Here is a 22719-nt window from a genome sequence, read left to right as displayed (position 1 = left end):
CGGTGACCGCGAACGCGGCCCGCGCAAATCGTTCGAAGGCCGCCCGCCTGCGCGTGGCGAGCGTCCTGCGGGCGATGAAGAGCGTCGCACATTCAAGCCGCGTGGCGACGATTCGCGTCCTGCGTTCGGTGACCGCGAACGCGGCCCGCGCAAATCGTTCGAAGGCCGCCCGCCTGCGCGTGGCGAGCGTCCTGCGGGCGATGAAGAGCGTCGCACATTCAAGCCACGCGGCGACGACACGCGTCCGTCCTTCGGCGACCGCGAGCGCGGCCCGCGCAAGTCATTCGGCGCCGATGCGCGCTCCGGTCCAGCCCCGCGCAAGAACACGGAGAGTCGCGCACCCGCGCGCGCAAGTCACACCGACACGCGCCAGCCGCCCGCCGCCGAATCCGCACCGAAGCATCGCGATCACGACCACCACGACGGCCTCGTGCGTCTCTCGAAGGTCATGTCGGAACTCGGTCTCTGCTCGCGCCGCGAAGCCGACGAATGGATCGAGAAAGGCTGGGTCCTCGTCGATGGCGAAGTGATCGATACGCTCGGCACGCGCATCCGTCCGACGGCGGAAATCGACGTGCTGCCCGCAGCGCGCTCGGCGCAGTCGCAACGGGTGACCATCCTTCTGCACAAGCCGGTCGGCTATGTGTCGGGTCAGGCGGAAGATGGCTACGAGCCGGCCGTCACGCTGATCACCCCGGCCAATCGCTGGGAAGAGGATCGCGCTGGCATCCGCTTTGCGCCCAGCCACTTGCGCACGCTCGCGCCGGCCGGACGGCTCGACATCGATTCCACCGGCCTGCTGGTGCTGACCCAGGACGGCCGCATCGCGAAGCAGCTGATCGGCGGTCATTCGGAAGTGGACAAGGAATATCTGGTGCGCGTGCGGCTCGGCGACCATACCGTCGATGTCGACAAGCATCTGCCCGCGGAACAACTCGCGCTGCTGCGCCACGGCCTCGAACTCGACGGCGTGCCGCTCAAGACCGCCCAGGTCAGCTGGCAGAACGGCGAGCAACTGCGCTTCGTGCTGCGCGAAGGCAAGAAGCGGCAGATTCGCCGGATGTGCGAGCTCGTGGGGCTGGAAGTGGTCGGGCTGAAGCGCATCCGCATGGGCGGCGTCACGCTCGGCAACCTGCCGCCGGGACAGTGGCGCTATCTCGGACCCAACGAATCCTTCTGAACGCCGCGCGTCGGGACCTGCCCGGCGCGTGGCGTACACGCCACTTTTACCGCTCTGAAAGGCACGATCCATCGCGGATCGTGCCTTTTCTTTTTTGACCGCTTTTTGGTTAAAGAAAATGAATCATCGATCCGTTACATCTGGCAGGCCAGGGCGCGACGCGCATGGCCGCGCCGGCCAGATGAACGGCGGCAAGCATTGAACGGCATCGAAGGAGAATGGCCATGTCAGTTGAAATCATCGTGCGGGAAACCGGAACCGGCCTCGAAATCGTCAGCGGCCGACGACGGCTCGAAGCCCTGCTCGCCCTGCGCGACGAAGTCGTCGTGATGAGTCCGGGCGTCGGTGAAATGGTGATCGCACGCCTGCCCGATGGCCGCCTCCAAGCCACCGCCAATCCCGAACACGTCGCGCTGTTCCGTCAGCCGGACATCTCCGGCATTTCCAAAACCCTCGCCTGAACGCAAGGCCGCGTTGTGTGAAGCGGCCTCCCGTCCAGCGTCCTTCCAGGCCCGGGCGGCGCATGCAGCCAGCGCATGCCGCCGGCCCGGCGTCAGTCGTCGTGGGCCGGATCCAGTCCGGGGAACAGCACTTCGGTGAAGCCGAACTTCGAGAAGTCGGTGATGCGCATCGGATAGAGCTTGCCGATCAGGTGATCGCACTCATGCTGCACGACGCGCGCATGAAACCCCTCGGCAAGCCGCTCGATGGCATTGCCATATTGGTCGAAGCCCTGATAGCGGATCATCGAGAAGCGCTGCACCACGCCGCGCAGCCCCGGCAAGGACAGGCATCCTTCCCAGCCCTCCTCCATGTCATGCCCGTTCGGCGAGATGATCGGATTGATCAGCACCGTCTCGGGTACCGAAGGCGCGTCGGGATAACGCTCGTTGTGGCCGAAGCCGAAGATCACCACCTGCAGATCGACACCAATTTGCGGCGCGGCCAGTCCTGCCCCGTTGGCGTCGCGCATCGTGTCGAACATGTCCTGCACGAGCGCGTGCAGTTCCGGCGTGTCGAAGTGCTCGACCGGCTGCGCGATCCGCAACAAGCGCGGATCGCCCATCTTCAGAATTTCGCGAATCATTGAATGGCTCCTTCCAAGAGCTTGCGCATACCGTCTTCGTCGAGCACCGGAACGCCGAGTTCCTCCGCTTTTGCAAGCTTGCTGCCGGCTTCCGCGCCCGCCACGACATAGTCGGTTTTCTTCGATACTGATCCGGCGACTTTCGCCCCGGCGTTCTCCAGTATTTCCTTGGCTTCTTCACGCGAGAGCGTGGGCAGCGTGCCCGTCAGCACGACGGTCTTGCCCGCCAGCACGCCCTGCGGCGCCTTCGGTGCGGGCGGACCTTCGGGCCACGACACCTTCAGACGCAACTGTTCGATCACATGCTGGTTGTGCGCCTCGCTGAAGAAGTTGTGGATGGCCTCGGCCACGATCGGGCCGACATCGTTCACTTCGAGCAGCTCTTCGACCGTTGCCTTGATGATCGGGTCCAGCGACCCGAAGTGCTTCGCGAGATCCTTCGCAGTCGATTCGCCGACGTGCCGGATCCCCAGCGCATAGATGAAGCGCGCGAGCGTCGTGTTGCGCGCTTTCTCAAGCGAGTCGAGCAGGTTCTGCGCGGATTTGTCGGCGAAACGGTCGAGCGCCGCGAGCGTCGAGAAGCCGAGGTTGAAGAGGTCGGCGGGCGTGCGCACGAGATTCTCTTCGACCAGCTGGTCGATGATCTTTTCCCCGAGTCCGTCGATGTCGAGCGCCCGGCGCTGCGCGAAGTGCCACAACGCCTGCTTGCGCTGCGCCGGGCAGAACAGCCCGCCGGTGCAGCGTGCAATGGCTTCGTCTGGCAGGCGTTCGATCTTCGAGCCGCATACCGGACATTCCGTGGGCATGACGAACTCGCGCGCATCAGCGGGACGCCGCTCGAGAATCGCGCCGACGACCTCGGGAATCACGTCGCCCGCGCGCCGCACGGTGACGGTATCGCCGATGCGGATGTCCTTGCGCCGCACTTCGTCCTCGTTGTGCAGCGTGGCGTTGGTGACCGTCGCGCCGCCGACGAACACCGGCGCGAGCCGCGCGACCGGCGTGATGGCGCCGGTGCGGCCGACCTGCACGTCGATGCCGACAAGCTGCGTCAGCGCTTCCTGCGCGGGAAACTTGTGGGCGAGCGCGAAGCGCGGCGCACGCGACACGAAGCCCAGTTGTTCCTGCTGGTCGCGCCGGTCGACCTTGTAGACGACGCCGTCGATGTCGTACGGCAGCTTGTCGCGCTTCTCGCCCACCTTGCGGAAGAAGCCGAGCAGGCCGTCCGCGCCTTGCACCACGGCGCGCTCCGCGTTCACGGGCAAGCCCATGTCCTTGTACCAGTCGAGCAGGCCGGTGTGCGTGGCCGGCATCTCGGCGCCGTCCAGCACGCCGATGCCGTACGCGAAGAACGACAGCGAGCGCTGCGCGGTCATCTTCGAGTCGAGCTGGCGCAGGCCGCCCGCTGCCGCATTGCGCGGATTCGCGAACTCACGCTGCCCGGCATCGCGCTGCCGCTGGTTCAGGCGCTCGAAGTCGCGCTTGAACATCAGCACTTCGCCGCGCACGTCCAGCCGTTTGGGCACATGCTTGCCCTTCAGCGTGAGCGGGATCGAACGGATGGTGCGGACGTTGGCCGTGACGTCCTCGCCGGTCGCGCCGTCGCCGCGCGTGGCCGCCTGCACGAAGCGGCCGTCCTCGTAGCGCAGCGAGATGGCGAGGCCGTCGAACTTCAGTTCGCACGCATAGTCCACGGGCGCCTGGTCCAGCGCGTCGGACACGCGCTTGTCGAAGGCGGCGATGTCCTCGTCCGCGAACCCGTTGTTGAGCGACAGCATGGGCACGTCATGCACGACCGGCGTAAAGCCTTCGGCCACTTCGCCGCCGACCCGCTGGGTGGGCGACTCCGGCGTGACCAGGTCCGGATGCGCGCTCTCGATGCCCTGCAGTTCCTTGAACAGCGTGTCGTATTCGGCGTCGGGCAGGTCCGGCTGATCCAGCACGTAATAGGCGTAGTTCGCGCGCTCCAGTTCCGAGCGCAGCCAGGCGGCGCGTTCGGCCGGATGATCGGCGCTGGGCACGGCGGCGCCCGACTTGCGGCTGGCGGCGGACTCGGCTTTGGTTTTTGCGGACATGCTTGTGGAATGATTGAGATCGATCGCGCCTGTCCGTGATTGCGATCCTGCAACCTGACAGGCAGTCGTTCGATTGTCGCAGAAGATCGGACAATCGGGGCATCGGCCGAACGGCCAGCACATGCGGCTCGACACGCCATTGCACAGGATAAGCAGGCAAAAGAAAGCGCCCCGGTCGGGGCGCGGTCTTCACTGCCGGAACAGCGCGTGCAACCCTTGCGCTTACTGGCTGAACAAACGCCGCGTCGCCGGCGATCCGGCCGGCATGCCCGCCTGCTCCAGCTTGGCATACAGCGTCATCAACTGCTTCTCGATGGCGAGCAGCGCGGACTCCGGCAGCGGCCGGCGCTGATCGTCGACGACGCGCGCGCCGATGCGCTCCGACAGCGACTTCGCGTAATCGCACATGAGGCGGAACGGCAGGATGTCTTCGTCGGCGACCGGCACGTCGAGCACCAGCGTGATCATCTGGCCGCCCTTGTAGGTGAGGTCGTCGCGCAGGAAGTTGGTGTCGCCGAACAGCAGCATGAACACCGGGTTCTGCTTCGCGTCGAGCTTGACGAAGCGCGTGCCGTCGCGCGACAGCAGCAGGCCGTCCTGCGACGCCACCGCCTGCACGTAGTTGGCGGACCACGGCGCGCCGTCGGAGAGAATGTTGATCGACAGTTGCGCGTCGCATTGCGCGGCGAAGCCGTCCAGCTCGCGCGCCATGCCGACCGTTTCCATCATGTCGGGGAATTCGGGCGCGCCGTCGAGCGCGTCGGCCAGACGCTGTACGCCCGTCACGAATTCCGAGAATTCCAGTTCATTCAGCGGCCCGCTGCGATTCGCCAGTTGCGCCGCCGCGCGCAGTTCCTCATAGCGCCCGCCGTTGCGCGGCAGTTCCCACGCGCTGTCGCCTTCGGACTTGCCTTCGATCGTGACGGGCTTCGTGCCCGCGCGGCGCAGACGCTGCGCCAGCGGAATCACGCGGTCGCCCGCGACCGGCGCGGCAAGTCGGATAGGCACGACGCAATCGATGCGGCGATCCACGACCGCCGGCAGCGCCGACGAATGCGTGGTCGCGGCAGGCATCACCGGCTCGGCGCGGGTTTCGTCGGCGTCATCGCCAGAGATTTCGGCTGCGCCGTTCGGCGCCGTCGCTTCGGCCTGGAGATCGACGGCCGTGTCAGCCGGCGGAACCGGCACAACAGGCGGCGTCGAGGCTGCCTGCGTGGCCTGCGCCGTGCCGAAGCTCGGCTCGACGCGCGAATCACGCTCGGCGGCGCCGTCTCCGGCGGCCGGCTCGCGGCGCGGCTGGCGCACCGGCTCGATGAACGGCTGCTCGTCGTCAGCGTCCTGGCGCGCGAGCGCGTCGGCGGCTTCGTCCGGCATCGGGCGCGGCATCTTGCGCCGCACCTTGGCGTTCTGCCACGCGTTGTACACCACCACGCCGCCCACCACCACGGCACCGGCTCCAATCAAACCGAGCGTCAACTCATCCATGCAGGCTCCATCATTCTTTTACGTTACGAAGCGCCGCGCGATCTGTCGCCCGCATCGCACCGCGTTCCGGCTTGTCGCCGCCGCCTGGCCGATGCGCGCCACTCCGCGCCTTTGCGCACGCCGCCGGATCATCGTCCGGCCCAATCAACCCATGACTCAGTGAAACAGTGTCGCGAACCGCGAGACCTTCAGCCGTTCTGCGCGAAACCCGCCGCCGATTCCATGTCCACCGCGACGATGCGCGACACGCCCTGCTCCTGCATCGTCACGCCGATCAACTGCTGCGCCATTTCCATCGCGATCTTGTTGTGCGAGATGAACAGGAACTGCGTCTTGACCGCCATCGCGCGCACCAGGTTCGCAAAGCGTTCGGTGTTGGCGTCGTCGAGCGGCGCGTCCACTTCGTCGAGCAGACAGAACGGTGCCGGATTCAGCTGGAACATCGCGAACACGAGCGCGGTTGCGGTCAACGCCTTCTCGCCGCCCGACAGCAAGTGAATGGTCGAATTCTTCTTGCCGGGCGGCTGCGCCATCACCTGCACGCCGGCGTCGAGGATTTCGTCGCCGGTCATGATGAGCCTCGCCTGCCCGCCGCCAAACAGCCGCGGGAACAGTTCGCCGAAGTGACGGTTCACTTCATCGAAGGTGCCTTGCAGCAGCGCGCGGGTTTCCTGGTCGATCTTCTGGATTGCATCTTCCAGCGTGTTGATGGCGCCGGTCAGGTCGGCCGACTGGGCGTCCAGGAAGTGCTTGCGCTCGGTCGCCGAGGCGAGTTCTTCCAGCGCGGCCATGTTGACCGGCCCCAGCGCGAGGATCGCGTTGTTCAGGCGCGTGACCTCGCCCTGCAGATACGACGGCTTCATGTCCGGCGCGAGCTTCTGTGCGAGCTCGGCTTCGTCGACGCCCGCCGCCTGCAACTGCTCGACGAACTGCTCGCCGCTGATGCGCGCCGCCTGTTCCTTCAACTGCAATTCGTTGATGCGGTCGCGCAGCGGCTGCAGCGAGCGCTCGGCCAGCAGACGCTGTTCGTCGCACTGGCGCAGGCGCGCGGTCAGGTCGTCCAGTTCGATGCGCGCCGCATGCAGCGCTTCCTCGCGCGCGCCGCGCACTTCCAGCGCGTCGTGCAGGCCGGTTTGCGCGGTCTGCTCGTTGATGGTCTCGAGCTCGGCGCGGGCGTCTTCCAGCGTGGCCGCGATCTGCTCGCTCTGGTCGTGCGCGGTGTCGATGTTGCGCCGGTACTCGTCGATCTTTGCGGACAGGCCGCGCACGGCAAAACCGGCATCGCTCGCGGCGCGTTCCAGCTCGCGCAGTTCCTGGCGCGCGGCCGTGAGCTGTTCGTCGAGGGTTTCGAACGCAAGCTGGTTGTCCTCGAAGCGCGCCTGCAACTGGGCGATCTCGCCGTCGTGACGCTCGAACGCGGCTTCGGACTCGGCGCGCAACGCACGCTGCTCTTCGACCTGCGCGGCGATCTCTTCCAGTTCCTCGCCGATCTGCGTGTTGCGCTGCGTATAGCGCTCATGCGCCTGCGCGAGCTTCAGCACGTCGAGCTGCAGTGCATGGACGCGCTGGGTGGCGCGCTCGGCGGCGGCGCGGGCTTCGGCAAGCGCCTGCGAGGCCTGCGTATGGGCGGCATCGGCACGCACGGCGTTGGACTTCGCTTCGTCCGACAAGAGCGCCTGCGCGCGTACCTGCCTGGTCAGATTCTCGATTTCCTGCGCCCGCGCGAGCATGCCCGACTGCTCGGAGTCCGACGCATAGAGCTGCACGCCCACGCGCGTCACCACGTGCCCCGCCTTCACGACGAATGCGCCGCCATCGGGCAGTTGCTGACGCTGGGCCAGCGCTTGCGCGAGGTCGTCGGCGACGAAGGTCGCGGCAAGCCATTCGTTAAGCACGGCACGCAGGCCCGGATCGTCGATGCGCACCAGCGACAGCAGCGGCCGCAAGCCCTGCGGCGTCTCGACCGGCTTGCCCGCGACGGGCGGCGAATAAAATGCGAGCTTGGCCGGCGGCGCGTCGGTGGCGAAGGCCTTGATCCAATCCAGGTTCGACACCTCGAGCGCAGCCAGGCGTTCGCGCAGCACGGATTCGAGCGCGGCTTCCCAGCCCGCCTCGACATGCAGCTTCTTCCACAGACGCGGCAGCGCGCCGAGCTCATGCTTGTCGAGCCACGGCTGGACCTTGCCTTCGGTCTGCACGCTTTCCTGAAGCTGCTTCAATGCCGCGAGACGCGCTTCGAGCTGATGAATCTGCGCGCTTTCCTTCTGCACGCGTTCCTGCGCGGCGCGGCGTTCAGCGTCCAGACGCGGCACGGTTTCCTGCGCGTCCGTGAGACGCGCCTGGGCTTCCGCGAGAATCTCCTCGTTCTCGGCCAGTTGCATGCGCAACTCTTCGAGATGCGCTTCATCCGGTGCGTCGAGGCCGCTCGCCTCGTTCTTCAGACGTTCCTGGCGCTGCTGCAACTGCTGCAGTTGCTGGTCCGCGTTGCGCTGATGGGCGGCTTCGAGCTTGAGCGCCTGCTCCGCCCGCGCGATGCCCGCACGCTCCTCGTTCAACTGCGTCTGCGCGTCGCGCCAGCGGGCTTCGAGCGCGGGCAGTTCATCGTGTTTCGTCGCGGCGTTTTCCTGCGCGATGGCCGCCTTTTCCTCGCCCTCGGCCAGTGCTTCGGTCGCCGTATCGATTTCGTCGCGCGCCTTCTGCGCCTGAACCTGCCATTGTTCGCGCTGCGCGGTAAGCGCGGCGATCTGCGCCTGCACCCGGTTGCGCGACTCGACGATGAAGCGGATCTCCGCTTCCAGCCGGCTCACTTCGGCATTCGCCTCATAGAGCGCGCCCTGCGCGCCCTGCATCGAATCGCTGGCGCTGTAGTGCGCGACGCGCAGCGTTTCCAGCTGCGCCTCGACTTCGCGCAGACGCGCCGTCTGGGCTTCGAGCTCGACCTGCGCCTCGCGGATCGCGCGCTGCTGGCGCTCGGCCTCGTTGCCCGCTTCCTTCTTGCGCAAGAGCCACAGCAGACGCTGCTTCTCTTCGCCTTCGGCCTGCAAGGCCTTGTACTTCGTCGCGACGACGGCCTGCGCCTCGAGCTTCTCGAGATTGGCGCCCAGTTCGCGGACGATATCCTCGACGCGCGTCAGGTTCTCGCGCGTGTCGTGCAGGCGGTTCTCGGTTTCGCGGCGGCGCTCCTTGTACTTCGAGACGCCCGCGGCTTCCTCGAGGAACACGCGCAGCTCTTCCGGCTTGGCTTCGATGATCCGCGAGATCATGCCCTGCCCGATGATCGCGTACGCGCGCGGACCCAGGCCCGTGCCGAGGAAGATGTCCTGGATGTCGCGGCGGCGCGCCGGCAGATTGTTGATGTAGTAGCTGGAGGTGCCGTCGCGCGTGAGCACGCGCTTGACCGCGATCTCGCCGTAGCTGCTCCATTGGCCGGCGGCGCGGCCGTCGGCATTATCGAAAATGAGTTCGACGCTTGCCCGGCTGCCGGGCTTGCGCGCCGTCGAGCCGTTGAAGATCACGTCCTGCATCGATTCGCCGCGCAGCTCCGAGGCGCGCGATTCGCCGAGCACCCAGCGCACGGCATCGATGATGTTGGACTTGCCACAGCCATTCGGCCCGACGACGCCGACCAGCTGGCCGGGGACCTGAAAATGCGTGGGATCGACGAAGGACTTGAAGCCAGCGAGTTTTATCGAGGTCAGACGCACGGCGATATCGCTGTTTTGAATGAGACGGAGGATGAATGGCAGACAGGCCGCAGTGCGGCCCGTCGATCGTCATGGGCCGGTACGCTGCATGGATCTGCGCCCGGGCCCGGCGAAGCGGACACCATCATACCATCGCGCGAACCGATTTCTTTTTGCTTTCCGGCGCGTGTTCGCTCGCGCCGGACGCCTCGGACGCGTGCGGCGAACGCGGTGAATCCGACGATCGCGGCGCGCTGGGCGGCACACGCCGCCGGTGCACCCACGCCGACAGCACGCACGCCGCGACGATGCACGCACCGCCCGCCCATTCGCGCGGACCGGGCACCTCGCCCGCGAAGAGCCAGGACGACAGCGCCGTCACCACGAGTTCGAACAGCATGATGATGGACGCGCGATTCGGCGGCACGCGCGCGAGCCCGAGCTGCACGATCATGTTGTTGCCCGCGAGCACGATGCCGAGCCCGATCACGATGCACGCGACCATCGGCCAAAGCGCGGCGGCGGGCGGCGCGGGCATCGGCTCGAACAGCGTGGCGAGGGACGCGAGCAAGGCCGCGCCGCCGAAGATCACGGCGGTGCGCATCTCGGCCTTCATGGCGGGCAGCGTGCGGGAGACCTTGACGATCAGCACGTTGCTCATCGCGAAACCCATGCCGCCCATCAGCCCTGCCCACTCGGCGAGGCTGGCGGGCAGCGGAAGCCCCAGCTCGGGCGACCAGAGCATCGTCACCGCGCCTGCGAGCGAGAGCAGCGACAGGCACGCATCGGCGCGCGTCAGGCGTTCCCTGAGGATGAAGTGCGCGAAGACCGCGGTCCACGCGGGTGTCAGATAGAACAGCAGCAGCACGCGCATCACCTGGCCGTGGATGGCGCCCCACACGAAGCCCAGGTTGGTCACGCCCGACGCCAGCCCGAGCGCGACCAGCAGCCAGTGCCAGGACAGCGTGCTGATCGAGCGGCGCCGGACCAGCAGCACGAACAGACAGGCGGCGGCGCTGGTGGTGGCGCTCGCGGCGGTGCCGGTGAAGCCCATGGCGGCGAGCATGCGCATCGGATACCAGACGAGTCCCCAGACGGACGCGCCGAGCATGATCGCGAACGTGGGCCATGCATTGCGCAGACTGCCGGTCATTGCGGCGCGCCGGTCATGGTGTGCTTCTTCACTACTGTCTCCGGTTTGATGGTTCAGCCTCTTGAGGCGGCGGACCGCCGGCCGTTTCACGCATACGGCCCCGCGCTATAATCTTCAGCTTGCCTTGCGCGCGCGTTCAAAGCACTCGGTGGCGAGTGTCTGTCTCGTTCCGTTCGATGCCCTTCGGATGCCGCTCGCGCGTCGACCCCTGCTTATCGATCACGCCGTGAATCCACTTCTCAAGACACTTCAGCCCTATCCGTTCGAAAAGCTTCGGGCGCTTTTCGAAGGCATCGAACCGCGCGCCGGATTCACGCCGATCGGCTTCGGCATCGGCGAACCCAAGCATCCGACGCCGCCGCTCGTCCGCGACGCGGTGATCGCCGCCCTCGACGGCCTCGCATCCTACCCGGCGACGCTCGGCAGCGAGCCATTGCGCAAGGCGATCGCGGCATGGGTCATGCAGCGCTACGGCCTCGAGAAAGTGAATCCGGCGACCGAAGTGCTGCCTGTATCGGGTTCCCGCGAAGCGCTGTTCTCGCTCGCGCAGACCGTGATCGACAGCCGCAGCGCGGGCATGGCCGAAGCGCCGCCCATCGTACTCTGTCCGAACCCGTTCTATCAAATCTACGAAGGCGCCGCGCTGCTCGCTGGCGCCGAGCCCTACTTCGTCAACAGCGATCCGGCGCGCAACTTCGCCTGCGATTACTCCGCTGTCCCGGAAGACATCTGGGCCCGCACGCAACTGCTCTACGTGTGCTCGCCGGGCAACCCGACCGGCGCGGTGCTCACGCTCGACAACTGGCGCGAACTGTTCGCGCTCTCGGACAAACATGGTTTCGTGATCGCCTCGGATGAGTGCTACTCGGAGATCTACTTCGACGAAGCGCAGCCCCCGCTCGGCGGCCTGGAAGCAGCCCGCCTGCTCGGCCGCGGCTTCGAGCGTCTGGTCATGCTGTCGAGCCTGTCGAAACGCTCGAACGTGCCGGGCATGCGCTCGGGCTTCGTCGCCGGCGACGCAGCGATCCTGAAGGACTTCCTGCTGTATCGCACGTATCACGGCGCGGCCTTGTCGACGATGTTCCAGCGCGCGAGCATCGCCGCCTGGCAAGACGAAACGCACGTGCGCGAAAACCGCGCGAAGTATGTGGAGAAGTTCACGACCGTCACGCCGATGCTCGCCGAGGTGCTCGACGTGCGCCTGCCGGACGCCGCGTTCTATCTCTGGGCGAACGTCGAACGCACTGGCCTGACGGATACCGAGTTCGCGGCGCGCCTGTACGCCGACTATAATGTGACCGTTCTGCCGGGCTCCTTCCTCGCTCGCGCGGCGCATGGCACGAATCCCGGCGTCGGCTTCGTGCGCATCGCGCTGGTGGCCGAAACCGGGGAATGTGTCGAAGGCGCACGCCGCATCGTCGAATTCTGCCGCTCGCTCGCGTCCTGAGCTTGAAGAACTGAGTCTCACGGACCCATCGCCAGCCGGCCCGATTACCCATCCTCGAACCCTACTATGTCGCAACAACTTCAGAGCATCATCGATACCGCCTGGGACAACCGCGCCGAGCTCTCGCCCAAGGCCGCGCCCGCCGAAGTCCGCGAAGCCGTCGCGCACGCCATCGAACAACTGGACAAGGGTCACATGCGCGTCGCTGAAAAGCGCGACGGCGAGTGGACCGTGAACCAGTGGCTCAAGAAGGCCGTGCTGCTGTCGTTCCGCCTCGAAGACAACGCGCCGATGCCCGCCGGCGGCTACTCGCAGTTCTACGACAAGGTGCCCTCGAAGTTCGCGAACTACACCGCGGAAGACTTCGCGGCAGGCGGCTTCCGCGTCGTGCCGCCGGCCATCGCGCGCCGCGGCTCGTTCATCGCGAAGAACGTCGTGCTGATGCCGTCGTACACCAACATCGGCGCCTACGTCGACGAAGGCACGATGGTCGATACCTGGGCCACCGTCGGCTCGTGCGCGCAGATCGGCAAGAACGTGCACCTGTCGGGCGGCGTGGGCATCGGCGGCGTGCTGGAGCCGCTGCAGGCGAACCCGGTCATCATCGAGGACAACTGCTTCATCGGCGCGCGCTCGGAAGTGGTGGAAGGCGTGATCGTCGAAGAAAACTCGGTCATCTCGATGGGCGTGTACCTCGGTCAATCCACCAAGATCTACGACCGCGAAACCGGTGAAGTCAGCTACGGCCGCATCCCGGCGGGCTCGGTGGTGGTGGCGGGCAACCTGCCGTCGAAGGACGGTTCGCACAGCCTGTACTGCGCCGTGATCGTCAAAAAGGTGGACGCCAAGACGCGCGCCAAGGTCGGCCTGAACGAACTGCTGCGAGGCGACTGAACGTGGCCCGCGGCTCGACTCCAACCACCGTCGTCTACGGCATTCCGAACTGCGACACCGTGAAGAAAGCGCGCGTGTGGCTGGAAGAGCACGGCGTGCCGTTCGAGTTCCACGACTTCAAGAAGGCCGGCGTTTCGACCGCGCTGATCCAGGACTGGCTGAAGGACGTGCCGCTGGAACAGCTCATCAACAAGCGCGGCACCACCTGGCGCGGTTTGTCGGAGGTCCACAAGGCCGAGGCCGGCACCACGGCCGGCGCCATTGCGCTGATGATCCACAAGCCGTCCATCATCAAGCGGCCGGTGGTCGTCGTGAACGGGCGCGTGAAGACGCTCGGTTTTTCCGCCGAGCAGTACGACACGCTCTTCGCCTGAGTCCCCGCGATGACTGTGCCTCTTACGGTCATCGCCCGCTTGCTTCGAGTGCCGGCCCGCGCGCCGGCATTTTTCATCGCACCTACGTGAATTCACCATGTCCGGCACCCTTTCCCTCACCGAAGCGCTGATCGAGCGCGCCTCCGTCACGCCCGACGACCAGGCCTGTCAGGCGCTGATGATCGAGCGGCTCGCCGCGCTCGGCTTCGACTGCGAAACGATCGAATCGGGCGGCGTCACCAACCTGTGGGCCGTGAAGCGCGGCACGGACCCGTCCGGCAAGCTGCTCGCCTTCGCGGGCCACACCGATGTCGTGCCCACCGGCCCGCTCGAACAGTGGACCTCGCCGCCCTTCACGCCGACCCACCGCGACGGCAAGCTCTACGGCCGCGGCGCGGCGGACATGAAGGCGTCGCTGGCGGCGTTCGTCGTGTCGAGCGAAGAGTTCGTCGCGCAGCATCCGCAGCATCGCGGCACGCTCGCGTTCCTGATCACCAGCGACGAGGAAGGCCCCGCCACCGACGGCACCATCAAGGTCGTCGAAGCGCTGAAGGCGCGCGGCACGCGGCTCGACTACTGCATCGTCGGCGAGCCGACGTCGAGCGCGACGCTCGGCGACATGGTCAAGAACGGCCGGCGCGGCTCGATGAGCGGCAAGCTCATCGTCAAGGGTGTGCAGGGGCATATTGCCTATCCGCATCTGGCGAAGAATCCGGTACATCTGCTGGCCCCGGCGCTGACGGAACTCGTCGCGGAAAAATGGGACGACGGCAACGAATACTTCCCGCCGACCACCTGGCAGGTGTCCAACCTGCACTCCGGCACCGGCGCCACCAACATCATTCCCGGCCTCGCGGACCTGATGTTCAACTTCCGCTTCTCGACGGCGAGCACGGTGGAAGGACTGCAGGCCCGCGTCCACGCGATCCTCGACCGGCACGGCCTCGACTACGACCTGACGTGGACCGTCAGCGGCCTGCCCTTCCTGACGCCGCGCGGCGCGCTGTCCGACGCGCTGGAGCAGGCCATCCACGACGAAACCGGCGTGCGCACCGAGCTGTCGACGACCGGCGGGACGTCGGATGGACGCTTCATTGCGCAGATCTGCGATCAGGTCGTGGAATTCGGCCCGCCGAACGGCACCATCCACAAGATCGACGAGCATGTGGAAGTGCGCTTCATCGAGCCGTTGAAAAACGTGTACCGCCGCGTGCTGGAACGGCTCATCGCCTGAAACGGTCCGCTCAATCCAGTCCGACAACAAACAGGAGCCTTCCATGGCGCTACCCTTCACGACCGTGCGCGACCTGCTGCGCTTCGGCGTCTCGCGTTTCACGCAAGCCGGACTCTCGTTCGGCCATGGCACGACCAATGCCTACGACGAAGCCGCCTATCTGATCCTGCATACGCTGCATCTGCCGCTCGACACGCTCGACCCGTTCCTCGACGCGCGCCTGCTCGACCATGAAATCGACGCCGTGATGAAGGTGATCGAACGCCGCGCGACCGAGCGCGTGCCCGCTGCCTACATCACGCAGGAAGCGTGGATGCACGGCAACCGCTTCTACGTGGACGAGCGCGTGATCGTGCCGCGCTCGTTCATCGGCGAATTGCTGCAGGACGGCCTGCAACCCTACGTGGCGGACCCCGATCAGGTGACGCGCGTGCTCGAACTCTGCACCGGCTCGGGCTGCCTCGCGATTCTCGCGGCGCACGCGTTCGACCATGCCGATGTCGACGCCGTCGACATTTCCGCGGACGCGCTCGCGGTGGCGCGCCGCAACGTCGACGACTATGGACTCGACGCGCGCGTGACCCTGTACGAAGGCGACCTCTACGCGCCGCTGCCGACCACGCGCTACGAGGTGATCCTCTCGAACCCGCCTTACGTCAACGCCGAGTCGATGCAGGCGCTGCCGCGCGAGTACCAGCACGAGCCGGAACTGGCGCTGGCGGGCGGCGCGGACGGCATGGACGTGGTGCGGCGCATCGTGCGCGAAGCGGGCAAGTGGCTGACCGAAGACGGCGTGCTGGTGGTCGAGATCGGCAACGAGCGGGCAAATGTGGAAGCGGCGCTGGGCGGCCTCGATCTCGTCTGGCTCTCGACCAGCGCCGGCGACGACAACGTGTTCCTGATCCAGGCCGCCGACTTGCCGGCCTGAGACCGCACGACCGGGCGTCGCGGCACGACTTCGCGACACTGCACGGCGCCCGCTGCAACGATTGCTGACACTTCGCGCGGAAGGCTTGGGTAAGATGGCGAATCGCCGTCAGCCTACCCTTTTTCCTCTCCCGTTTCGCGTCTATGCAAGCATCGGACTGGCTCCACATAGGCACGCTGGTGATCGCCGCGCACGTGCTGGGCGTGATCGCCGCGATCCATGCCGTGATTCATACGCGCACCTCGCAAGGCGCGGTGGCGTGGGCCGTGTCGCTGGTCGCGATGCCTTACTTCACGCTCATCCCCTACCTGTTCCTCGGCCGCAGCAAGTTCGCCGGCTATATCGACGAGCGCCGCCTCGAACTCGATATCCTGCGCAGCCGCTCGAAACCCGCCGAATGGGATTCCGGCGCACGCAGCGATGCGCCCAACACCCTGCCCGCTCTGGATTCTTCAGGCGCGCGCGGCGAACTGGCGCCGGGACCGGCCGCCTATCTCGGCAACCCGACCATCCGCACGCTGCAGCGCCTGTCCGGCATGCCGTTCCTGCGCGGCAATTCGGTGCGCGTGCTGGTGAACGGCGACGCCACCTTCGCCGCGATCCTCGACGCCATTGCCACCGCCGAGCACTACGTGGTCGTGCAGTTCTTCATCGTGCGCGACGACGCCCTCGGCGAGATGCTGAAGGACGCGCTCATCCGCCGGGCGCAGGCAGGCGTGCGCGTGTACTTCCTGTATGACAGCGTCGGCAGCTTCGACCTGCCGCACCGCTACGTGAACGCACTGCGCGCGGGCGGCGTGGAAACCCATCCGTTCGCGGCCAAGCGCAAGTTCGTCCACCGCTTTCAGATCAACTTCCGCAATCACCGCAAGATCGTGGTGGTGGACGGCAAGCGCGCGTTCGTTGGCGGTCACAACGTGGGCGTCGAGTATCTCGGCGGCAATCCGCGTCTCTCGCCCTGGCGCGACACCCATGTGGAAGTGCGCGGACCGGCCATCGCCAGCATCCAGTTCGTCTTTACCGAGGACTGGTACTGGGCCACGCAGCGCCTGCCCGAACTCGGTCCCGCACCGCATTCGGACGAGAACATGCATTGCATGGTGCTGTCGAGCGGCCCCGCCGACAAGCAGGAAACCTGCTCGCTGTTCTTCGTGGAAGCGATCAATGCGGCGCGCGAGCGCATCTGGATCACTTCGCCCTATCTGATTCCCGACGAAGCCGTGTTTTCCGCGCTTCGTCTCGCGGTGCTGCGCGGCGTGGACGTGCGCATCCTGATTCCGAGCCGGCGCGATCATCACGTGGTGTTCGCGGCGTCGAAACTCTTCGCCTACGACCTCGTGCAGGCGGGCGTGCGCATCTTCCGCTACCAGCCGGGCTTCCTGCATCAGAAAGTGGTGCTCGTGGACGACACGGCCGCGTCCGTGGGCAGCGCGAACCTCGACAACCGTTCGTTCCGCCTGAACTTCGAAATCACGGTGCTCACCGTGGACCGCGCTTTCGCAGCCGAAGTGGAAGCGATGCTGGATGCCGATTTCGCGCATTCCGTCGAGATCGACACGAACGATTATCGCGGCGCCGTGTTCTGGCGGCGCATGGCGATGCACGTGGCGCGGCTGTTCTCGCCGATCCTCTGAAGCCTCAGAGCAGCTTTTCGATGTCCTCGACGATCGCCTCGGGCTTGGTCTGCGGCGCATAGCGCTTGACCACGGCGCCGTTGCGGTCCACGAGGAACTTCGTGAAATTCCATTTGATGGCCTCGATGCCGAGCAGCCCGGGTTCCTTGTCCTTCAGGTACTTGAAGAGCGGATGGGCGTTCGCGCCGTTCACGTCGATCTTCGCGAACATCGGGAAGGTGACGCCGTAGTTCTGCTCGCAGAACGCACCGATCTGCGCGGCGTCGCCGGGCTCCTGCTTGCCGAACTGGTTGCAGGGAAAGCCCAGCACCTCGAAGCCGCGCGCGGCGAGCTTCTGATAGACCGCCTGCAAGCCCTTGTATTGCGGCGTGAAGCCGCATTCGCTCGCCGTGTTGACGATCAGCAGCACCTTGTCCCGGTACTGGTCCAGGGTGACGGTGCCGCCGCCGAGGGTTTCGGCCGAGAAACCGTAGATGTCCGTGCCGGGTGTGCTCATGGATTCGCTCATGATCCTGCTCCTGAAAGGCGCGCTATGCGCATTCGATGAAAGTCCCGGGATGCTAACCCGCCGCGCGAATGCCTGCCATCGGCCGAACGGACGACCCCTGTGGCGCGATCGGTCCGGTCTAAAATAGCGCTTTCTCTTCAAGCCGCGCCCCCTTTCGCCGCCCTACGCACGTGATCCGCTTCAACCAGTTCAGCCTGTCGCGCGGCACCAAGCCGCTTTTCGAAGACACCAGCTTCACGCTCAATCCGGGCGAAAAAGCCGGTCTCGTCGGCGCCAATGGCGCAGGCAAGTCCACGCTCTTCTCCGTGCTGCGCGGGGAACTGCACGCGGACGGCGGCGACTTTTCCATGCCGCCGTCGTGGCGCATTGCCCATGTCGCGCAGGAAACGCCCGCCGTACACCGTAGCGCGCTCGAGTACACGTTGGACGGCGATACCCGCCTGCGGGACATCGAAGCCCGCATCGCGGCTGCCTCTGCCGCGCACGACGGCGCCGCCGAAGCCGAAGCGCACGCCGCCTTCGCGGATGCCGACGGCTACACCGCCCCCGCTCGCGCCGAAACCTTGCTGCTGGGCCTCGGCTTCACGCTGGAGCAAACGCGTGAGCCCGTTTCCAGCTTTTCGGGCGGCTGGCGCATGCGGCTGAATCTCGCCCAGGCGCTGATGTGCCCGTCGGACCTCCTGCTGCTCGACGAACCGACCAATCACCTGGATCTGGACGCCATTGTCTGGCTGGAAGACTGGCTCGCGCGCTATCCGGGCACGCTGGTCGTGATTTCGCACGACCGCGAGTTTCTCGATGCGGTCTGCAACGTCACGCTGCATCTGGAAAATCGTCAGGTCAAGCGCTACGGCGGCAACTACAGCCAGTTCGAAGTGCTGCGCGCCCAGCAGATCGCGCTGCAGCAGAGCGCCTATGAGAAGCAGCAGAAGACGGTCGCGCACCTGCAAAGCTTCATCAACCGCTTCAAGGCGAAGGCCACCAAGGCCAAGCAGGCGCAGAGCCGCGTGAAGGCGCTCGAAAAGATGGAGCTGATCGCGCCGGCGCACGCGAGTTCGCCGTTCACGTTCGAGTTCCGCGAACCCGACGCGGCGCCCAATCCGATGATGGTCATGGAGGACGTGCGCTGCGGCTATCACAGTGAGGAAGGCGGCGAGATTCCGATTGTCGAGGGCGTGTCGCTGTCCATCCAGAACGGCCAGCGCATCGGCCTGCTCGGCGCCAACGGCCAGGGCAAGTCCACGCTCATCAAGACCCTGGCGCACACGCTCGCGCCGTTGTCGGGCGACGTGCGCCAGGGGCGCGGTCTGCAGATCGGCTATTTTGCGCAGCATCAGCTGGAAACCCTGCGTCCCGACGATTCGCCGCTCCAGCATCTCGCGCGCCTCGCCCCCGACGCGCGCGAACAGGAATTGCGCGATTTCCTCGGCAGCTTCAACTTCTCCGGCGACATGGCCACGGCGAAAATCGCGCCCTTCTCCGGCGGCGAGAAAGCGCGGCTGGCGCTGGCGCTGATCATCTGGCAAAAGCCGAACCTGCTGCTGCTCGACGAACCGACCAATCACCTCGACCTCGAAACCCGTCATGCGCTGACCATGGCGCTCGCGCAGTTCGAAGGCACGCTGATCCTGGTGTCGCACGACCGCCATCTGCTGCGCGCGACCACGGACACCTTCATGCTGGTCGCGAAACATCGGCTTCATCCGTTCGAAGGCGACCTCGACGACTACCGCGACTGGCTGCTGCAACATGCCGCCGAAACGCGCGCGGCGGCTCGGGAAGCGGGCGCGGCGGCGGCGGGCGAGGCGCAGGACAGCGGCGTGAACCGGCGCGAACAGCGTCGGCAGGACGCGCAGGAGCGGCAGAAGCTTGCGCATCTGAAGAAGCCGCTGCAGACGCGCATCAAGAAGATCGAAAAGGAAATGGACACGCTCAACGCCGAGAAAGCCGAACTCGATGCGTTCGTCGCCGATCCCGCGAGCTATGACACGGCCTTGAAGACCCGGCTGACCGAGACGCTCCGTCGTCAGGGCGAAGTCGGTGCGCGTCTCGAAACGCTCGAAATGGAATGGCTCGACACGCACGAGGAACTGGAGCAGATCGGCTGATGAGGAGACCCGCCACGTGACGCCTGCACTCACCGGCCTGCGCGTCCTCGACCTGACGCGGCTTCTGCCCGGACCCGTCGCCACGCTGCGGCTGGCGGAACTCGGCGCCGACGTCCTCAAGATCGAACCGCCGGGTGACGGCGACTATGCGCGCACGATGCTGCAAAGCCCGGCCGACCGCGCGCGCGGCGTGCCGAGCGCGTTCTATCGCATCGTCAATCGCGGCAAACGGCAGCTCACGCTGGATCTGAAAACGCCGGAAGGTCGCGCCCGGCTGATCGAACTGGCGCGCGACGCGGACATTCTGGTGGAAAGCTTCCGCCCAGCGGTCATGGCGCGGCTGGGTGTGGGTGACGAGGTGCTGCGCGAGGCCAATCCGAAGCTCGTCTATTGCGCGATCACGGGCTTCGGCGCCGAGGGACCGTTTGCGCACAAGGCCGGTCACGACCTGAACTACATCGCCTACGCTGGCGTGCTCGATCAGCTAGCCGCCCGCGACGGCACGCCCATCGCGCCGAATTTCCAGCTGGCCGACCTGCTCGGCGGCGCGTTGACGGCAGTGACGGAAATGCTCGCGGCAGCGTGGCAGGTGGCGCGCGGCGGCGCGGGAAGGCGCATCGATATATCGATGACGCACGCGATGCACGCCCACAACGTGATGGCCCACATCGCGCTCGCCAATGAAGACCCCGCGGTCACGCGCGCCGGCGCGGGTTTGCTGAACGGTGGCGTGCCCTGTTACGACGTGTATCGCACGCGCGATGAACGCTTCATTGCCGTCGGCGCGCTCGAGTTGAAGTTCTGGCGAACGCTGTGCGAAGCGCTCGGCCGCCCGGACTGGGCCGGCCGTCACTGGAGTCTCGGGCAGGCTATCGGCGGCGTGGATGCGGCGCAACTGTCGGCGGAACTCGCGGCATGCTTTCGCGAGCGCACGCGAGACGAATGGATGGCGTTGCTGGAGCCGCTCGATTGCTGCGTCGCGCCGGTGCTCACCCCCGCCGAAGCGGCCATGCATCCTCTCTTTACAGCGCAAGCACGCCAGACGCCAGACTAGCGGCGAGGCAGAACCTGGCGCGGCTCGCGTTCGTCATCCACCAGCACGTGCTTGCGGCCGGTCACATGCTTGCGGATGGTGGCGACCACTTCGTCTTCGGTGACGTCGGCGGCAACGGCGCGGCGCGAAATCTGGCCGTTCTCGTCGATCCATTCCACGATCCTGCAGCCGCTGCCCCACGGCTGCTGCAGCGGCGCGGAGACACGGCAACCGCGCAGATGGAACGCGGGCTTCGGCCGGGTAGATTTCAGGTGTTTCAAAGCGTGGTCCTCTCGATCCTTCCAGTCACCTCGCTTCTTGAGAGGCGTGAGCGAGGTTGCCGGGTCCGTAGCTCTGGAAGGATAAGAAAAGCGCGCTTCGATTGGGTTACATTGCGCAACGATAATTTTACGACGCGTTACGAGGGGCCCGATCATTGCAGGTTTCCCTGCCGCACGGCGCGCGCTACGCGAACGTCCTATTCGAGATCGCGCACCCGGTCGATCGCTTCCTCGATGCGGTCCACAGCCACGACCTTGAGTCCGTCGATCGCCTGTTTCGGCGCATTCGCCTTCGGAATCAGCGCGACCGAAAACCCGAGCTTGGCAGCTTCCTTCAGACGGTCTTGGCCGCGCGGCGACGGCCGGATCTCGCCGGCCAGTCCGACCTCGCCAAAGGTGATGAGCCCCTTGGGCAGCGGCTTGTTGCGCAGCGACGAGTGAATGGCGAGCAGCACGGCCAGATCGGCCGCGGGTTCGGTGATCTTGACCCCGCCGACCGCATTGAGGAACACGTCCTGGTCGAAGCACGCAATGCCCGCGTGCCGGTGCAGCACCGCGAGCAACAGCGCCAGACGGTTCTGCTCCAGGCCGACGGCAAGACGGCGCGGATTGGGAACATGGGCGGTATCGACCAGCGCCTGCACTTCCACCAGCAAGGGCCGCGAGCCTTCCTGCGTCACCAGCACGCACGAACCCGAGACGCTCTGCTCGTGCTGCGAGAGAAACAGCGCCGACGGATTGGCGACGCCGCGCAAACCCTTTTCCGTCATCGCGAACACGCCGAGTTCGTTGACCGCGCCGAAGCGGTTCTTGAACGCGCGCACGAGCCTGAACGACGAGTGCGTGTCGCCCTCGAAGTACAGCACGGTATCGACGATATGCTCCAGCACGCGCGGCCCCGCGAGACTGCCTTCCTTGGTCACGTGGCCGACCATGATGATCGCCGTGCCGGTCTGCTTCGCGATGCGCGTCAGTTGCGCCGCGCACTCGCGCACCTGCGCGACCGAACCGGGCGCCGAGGTCAGCGCTTCGGAGTAGATGGTCTGGATGGAGTCGATCACGGCGACTTCGGGCCGCTGCTCGTCGATGGTCGCCTGGATCTTTTCGAGCTGGATTTCCGCGAGCAGCGCCAGATCGCCCGCGCCGCTTGCGCCGCCGATCAACCCCAGCCGCTGGGCCCGCAACGCGATCTGCGCGCCGGATTCCTCGCCGCTCACATACAGCGCGGGCCGCTTGCGCGCGATCTCGGCAAGCGACTGCAGCAACAGCGTGGATTTACCGATGCCCGGATCGCCGCCAATCAGCACGACGCCGCCCGGCACCAGGCCGCCGCCCAGCACGCGGTCGAATTCGCCGACACCGGTGGTGAAACGCGGCACGTCGGCGGCCTCGATGTCCGCCAGCTTGCGCACCGCCGAGCTCTTTGCCAGCGCCTGGAAGCGATGCGCCGACGGCGCCTGCTCCACGGTTTCCACCAGCGTGTTCCAGGCCCCGCATGCGGCGCACTGGCCTGTCCATTTCGGCGACTGCCCGCCGCATTCGCTACACGTAAAGAGCGTTTTCGCCTTTGCTGCTTTTGCCACTGAGTGCCTTGCCTTGTTCTAAAGTCGTTCGG

At 66.2% G+C, this 22719-nt stretch carries 18 protein-coding genes; 10 read left to right on the top strand and 8 right to left on the bottom strand.

The annotated features are described in order from the left end of the window. Together QCE62_RS05960 and QCE62_RS05955 are read left to right on the top strand one after the other, a co-directional pair. Window positions 1-1180: pseudouridine synthase (locus QCE62_RS05960; RefSeq protein ID WP_309915467.1), on the top strand; the 1180-nt coding region annotated here is incomplete at its 5' end. A gap of 224 nt (window positions 1181-1404) precedes the next feature. Further along, a complete protein-coding gene (locus QCE62_RS05955; RefSeq protein ID WP_309915464.1) occupies window positions 1405-1641 on the top strand; it encodes a hypothetical protein in 237 nt (78 codons plus the stop codon). A gap of 92 nt (window positions 1642-1733) precedes the next feature. On the opposite strand, the gene def is transcribed toward QCE62_RS05955, so the two are convergent. The 5 genes from def to QCE62_RS05930 form a co-directional block, all read right to left on the bottom strand. Beyond that, the gene (gene def / locus QCE62_RS05950; protein ID WP_309808066.1) at window positions 1734-2267 is read right to left on the bottom strand and encodes a peptide deformylase; all 534 of its coding nucleotides are present in this window, start codon (window positions 2265-2267) and stop codon (window positions 1734-1736) included. Continuing rightward, window positions 2264-4342: an NAD-dependent DNA ligase LigA gene (ligA, locus tag QCE62_RS05945; protein ID WP_309915461.1), complete on the bottom strand. Its 2079-nt coding sequence runs from the start codon at window positions 4340-4342 to the stop codon at window positions 2264-2266. The genes def and ligA overlap by 4 nt, the downstream gene beginning before the upstream one ends. A gap of 222 nt (window positions 4343-4564) precedes the next feature. Next, a complete protein-coding gene (locus QCE62_RS05940; protein WP_309915458.1) occupies window positions 4565-5827 on the bottom strand; it encodes a cell division protein ZipA C-terminal FtsZ-binding domain-containing protein in 1263 nt (420 codons plus the stop codon). 188 nt (window positions 5828-6015) lie between these two features. Further along, the gene (gene smc / locus QCE62_RS05935) at window positions 6016-9531 is read right to left on the bottom strand and encodes a chromosome segregation protein SMC (protein ID WP_309915455.1); all 3516 of its coding nucleotides are present in this window, start codon (window positions 9529-9531) and stop codon (window positions 6016-6018) included. Window positions 9532-9655: 124 nt separating this feature from the next. Continuing rightward, a complete protein-coding gene (locus QCE62_RS05930) occupies window positions 9656-10663 on the bottom strand; it encodes a DMT family transporter (protein WP_309915452.1) in 1008 nt (335 codons plus the stop codon). Between the two features lie 226 nt (window positions 10664-10889). On the opposite strand from QCE62_RS05930, the gene dapC reads away from it, so the two are divergent. The 6 genes from dapC (at window position 10890) to cls (ending at window position 17174) form a co-directional block, all read left to right on the top strand. Then, entirely contained in the window at window positions 10890-12110 is a 1221-nt protein-coding gene (gene dapC, locus QCE62_RS05925; RefSeq protein ID WP_309915448.1) for a succinyldiaminopimelate transaminase, read from the top strand. A gap of 66 nt (window positions 12111-12176) precedes the next feature. Next, window positions 12177-13004 (top strand): 2,3,4,5-tetrahydropyridine-2,6-dicarboxylate N-succinyltransferase, encoded by an 828-nt coding sequence (gene dapD, locus QCE62_RS05920; RefSeq protein WP_309808060.1) that lies wholly within the window; start codon window positions 12177-12179, stop codon window positions 13002-13004. 2 nt (window positions 13005-13006) lie between these two features. Next, window positions 13007-13378: an ArsC family reductase gene (locus QCE62_RS05915; RefSeq protein WP_309900598.1), complete on the top strand. Its 372-nt coding sequence runs from the start codon at window positions 13007-13009 to the stop codon at window positions 13376-13378. A gap of 97 nt (window positions 13379-13475) precedes the next feature. Then, entirely contained in the window at window positions 13476-14612 is a 1137-nt protein-coding gene (gene dapE, locus QCE62_RS05910; protein WP_309915444.1) for a succinyl-diaminopimelate desuccinylase, read from the top strand. Window positions 14613-14655: 43 nt separating this feature from the next. Beyond that, window positions 14656-15540, top strand: coding sequence for a 50S ribosomal protein L3 N(5)-glutamine methyltransferase (gene prmB / locus QCE62_RS05905; protein WP_309915442.1), 885 nt, complete (start codon window positions 14656-14658; stop codon window positions 15538-15540). 143 nt (window positions 15541-15683) lie between these two features. Continuing rightward, window positions 15684-17174 (top strand): cardiolipin synthase, encoded by a 1491-nt coding sequence (gene cls, locus QCE62_RS05900; RefSeq protein ID WP_309915440.1) that lies wholly within the window; start codon window positions 15684-15686, stop codon window positions 17172-17174. A gap of 4 nt (window positions 17175-17178) precedes the next feature. On the opposite strand, the gene QCE62_RS05895 is transcribed toward cls, so the two are convergent. Further along, window positions 17179-17670 (bottom strand): glutathione peroxidase, encoded by a 492-nt coding sequence (locus QCE62_RS05895; RefSeq protein WP_309919655.1) that lies wholly within the window; start codon window positions 17668-17670, stop codon window positions 17179-17181. 182 nt (window positions 17671-17852) lie between these two features. Between QCE62_RS05895 and QCE62_RS05890 the strand changes: the two genes are divergently transcribed. Together QCE62_RS05890 and QCE62_RS05885 are read left to right on the top strand one after the other, a co-directional pair. Continuing rightward, entirely contained in the window at window positions 17853-19790 is a 1938-nt protein-coding gene (locus tag QCE62_RS05890) for an ATP-binding cassette domain-containing protein (protein WP_309915437.1), read from the top strand. Between the two features lie 16 nt (window positions 19791-19806). Beyond that, window positions 19807-20844 carry a CaiB/BaiF CoA-transferase family protein gene (locus QCE62_RS05885; protein WP_309915435.1) on the top strand — a complete coding sequence of 346 codons (1038 nt, stop codon included), beginning with the start codon at window positions 19807-19809 and terminating at the stop codon, window positions 20842-20844. Here the strand turns inward: QCE62_RS05885 and QCE62_RS05880 are convergent. After that, a complete protein-coding gene (locus tag QCE62_RS05880; protein ID WP_309915434.1) occupies window positions 20841-21104 on the bottom strand; it encodes a DUF2866 domain-containing protein in 264 nt (87 codons plus the stop codon). The two genes, QCE62_RS05885 and QCE62_RS05880, sit on opposite strands and share 4 nt — an antisense overlap. 197 nt (window positions 21105-21301) lie before the next feature. Continuing rightward, a complete protein-coding gene (radA, locus tag QCE62_RS05875; protein WP_309915431.1) occupies window positions 21302-22687 on the bottom strand; it encodes a DNA repair protein RadA in 1386 nt (461 codons plus the stop codon). Between the last annotated feature and the right edge of the window lie 32 nt (window positions 22688-22719).

The sequence above is a fragment of the Caballeronia sp. LZ033 genome, assembly GCF_031451265.1.
Classification (GTDB): Bacteria; Pseudomonadota; Gammaproteobacteria; order Burkholderiales; family Burkholderiaceae; genus Caballeronia.
The sequence above is the reverse complement of the archived record's forward strand: the minus strand, read 5'-3'. Positions and strand labels throughout refer to the sequence as shown.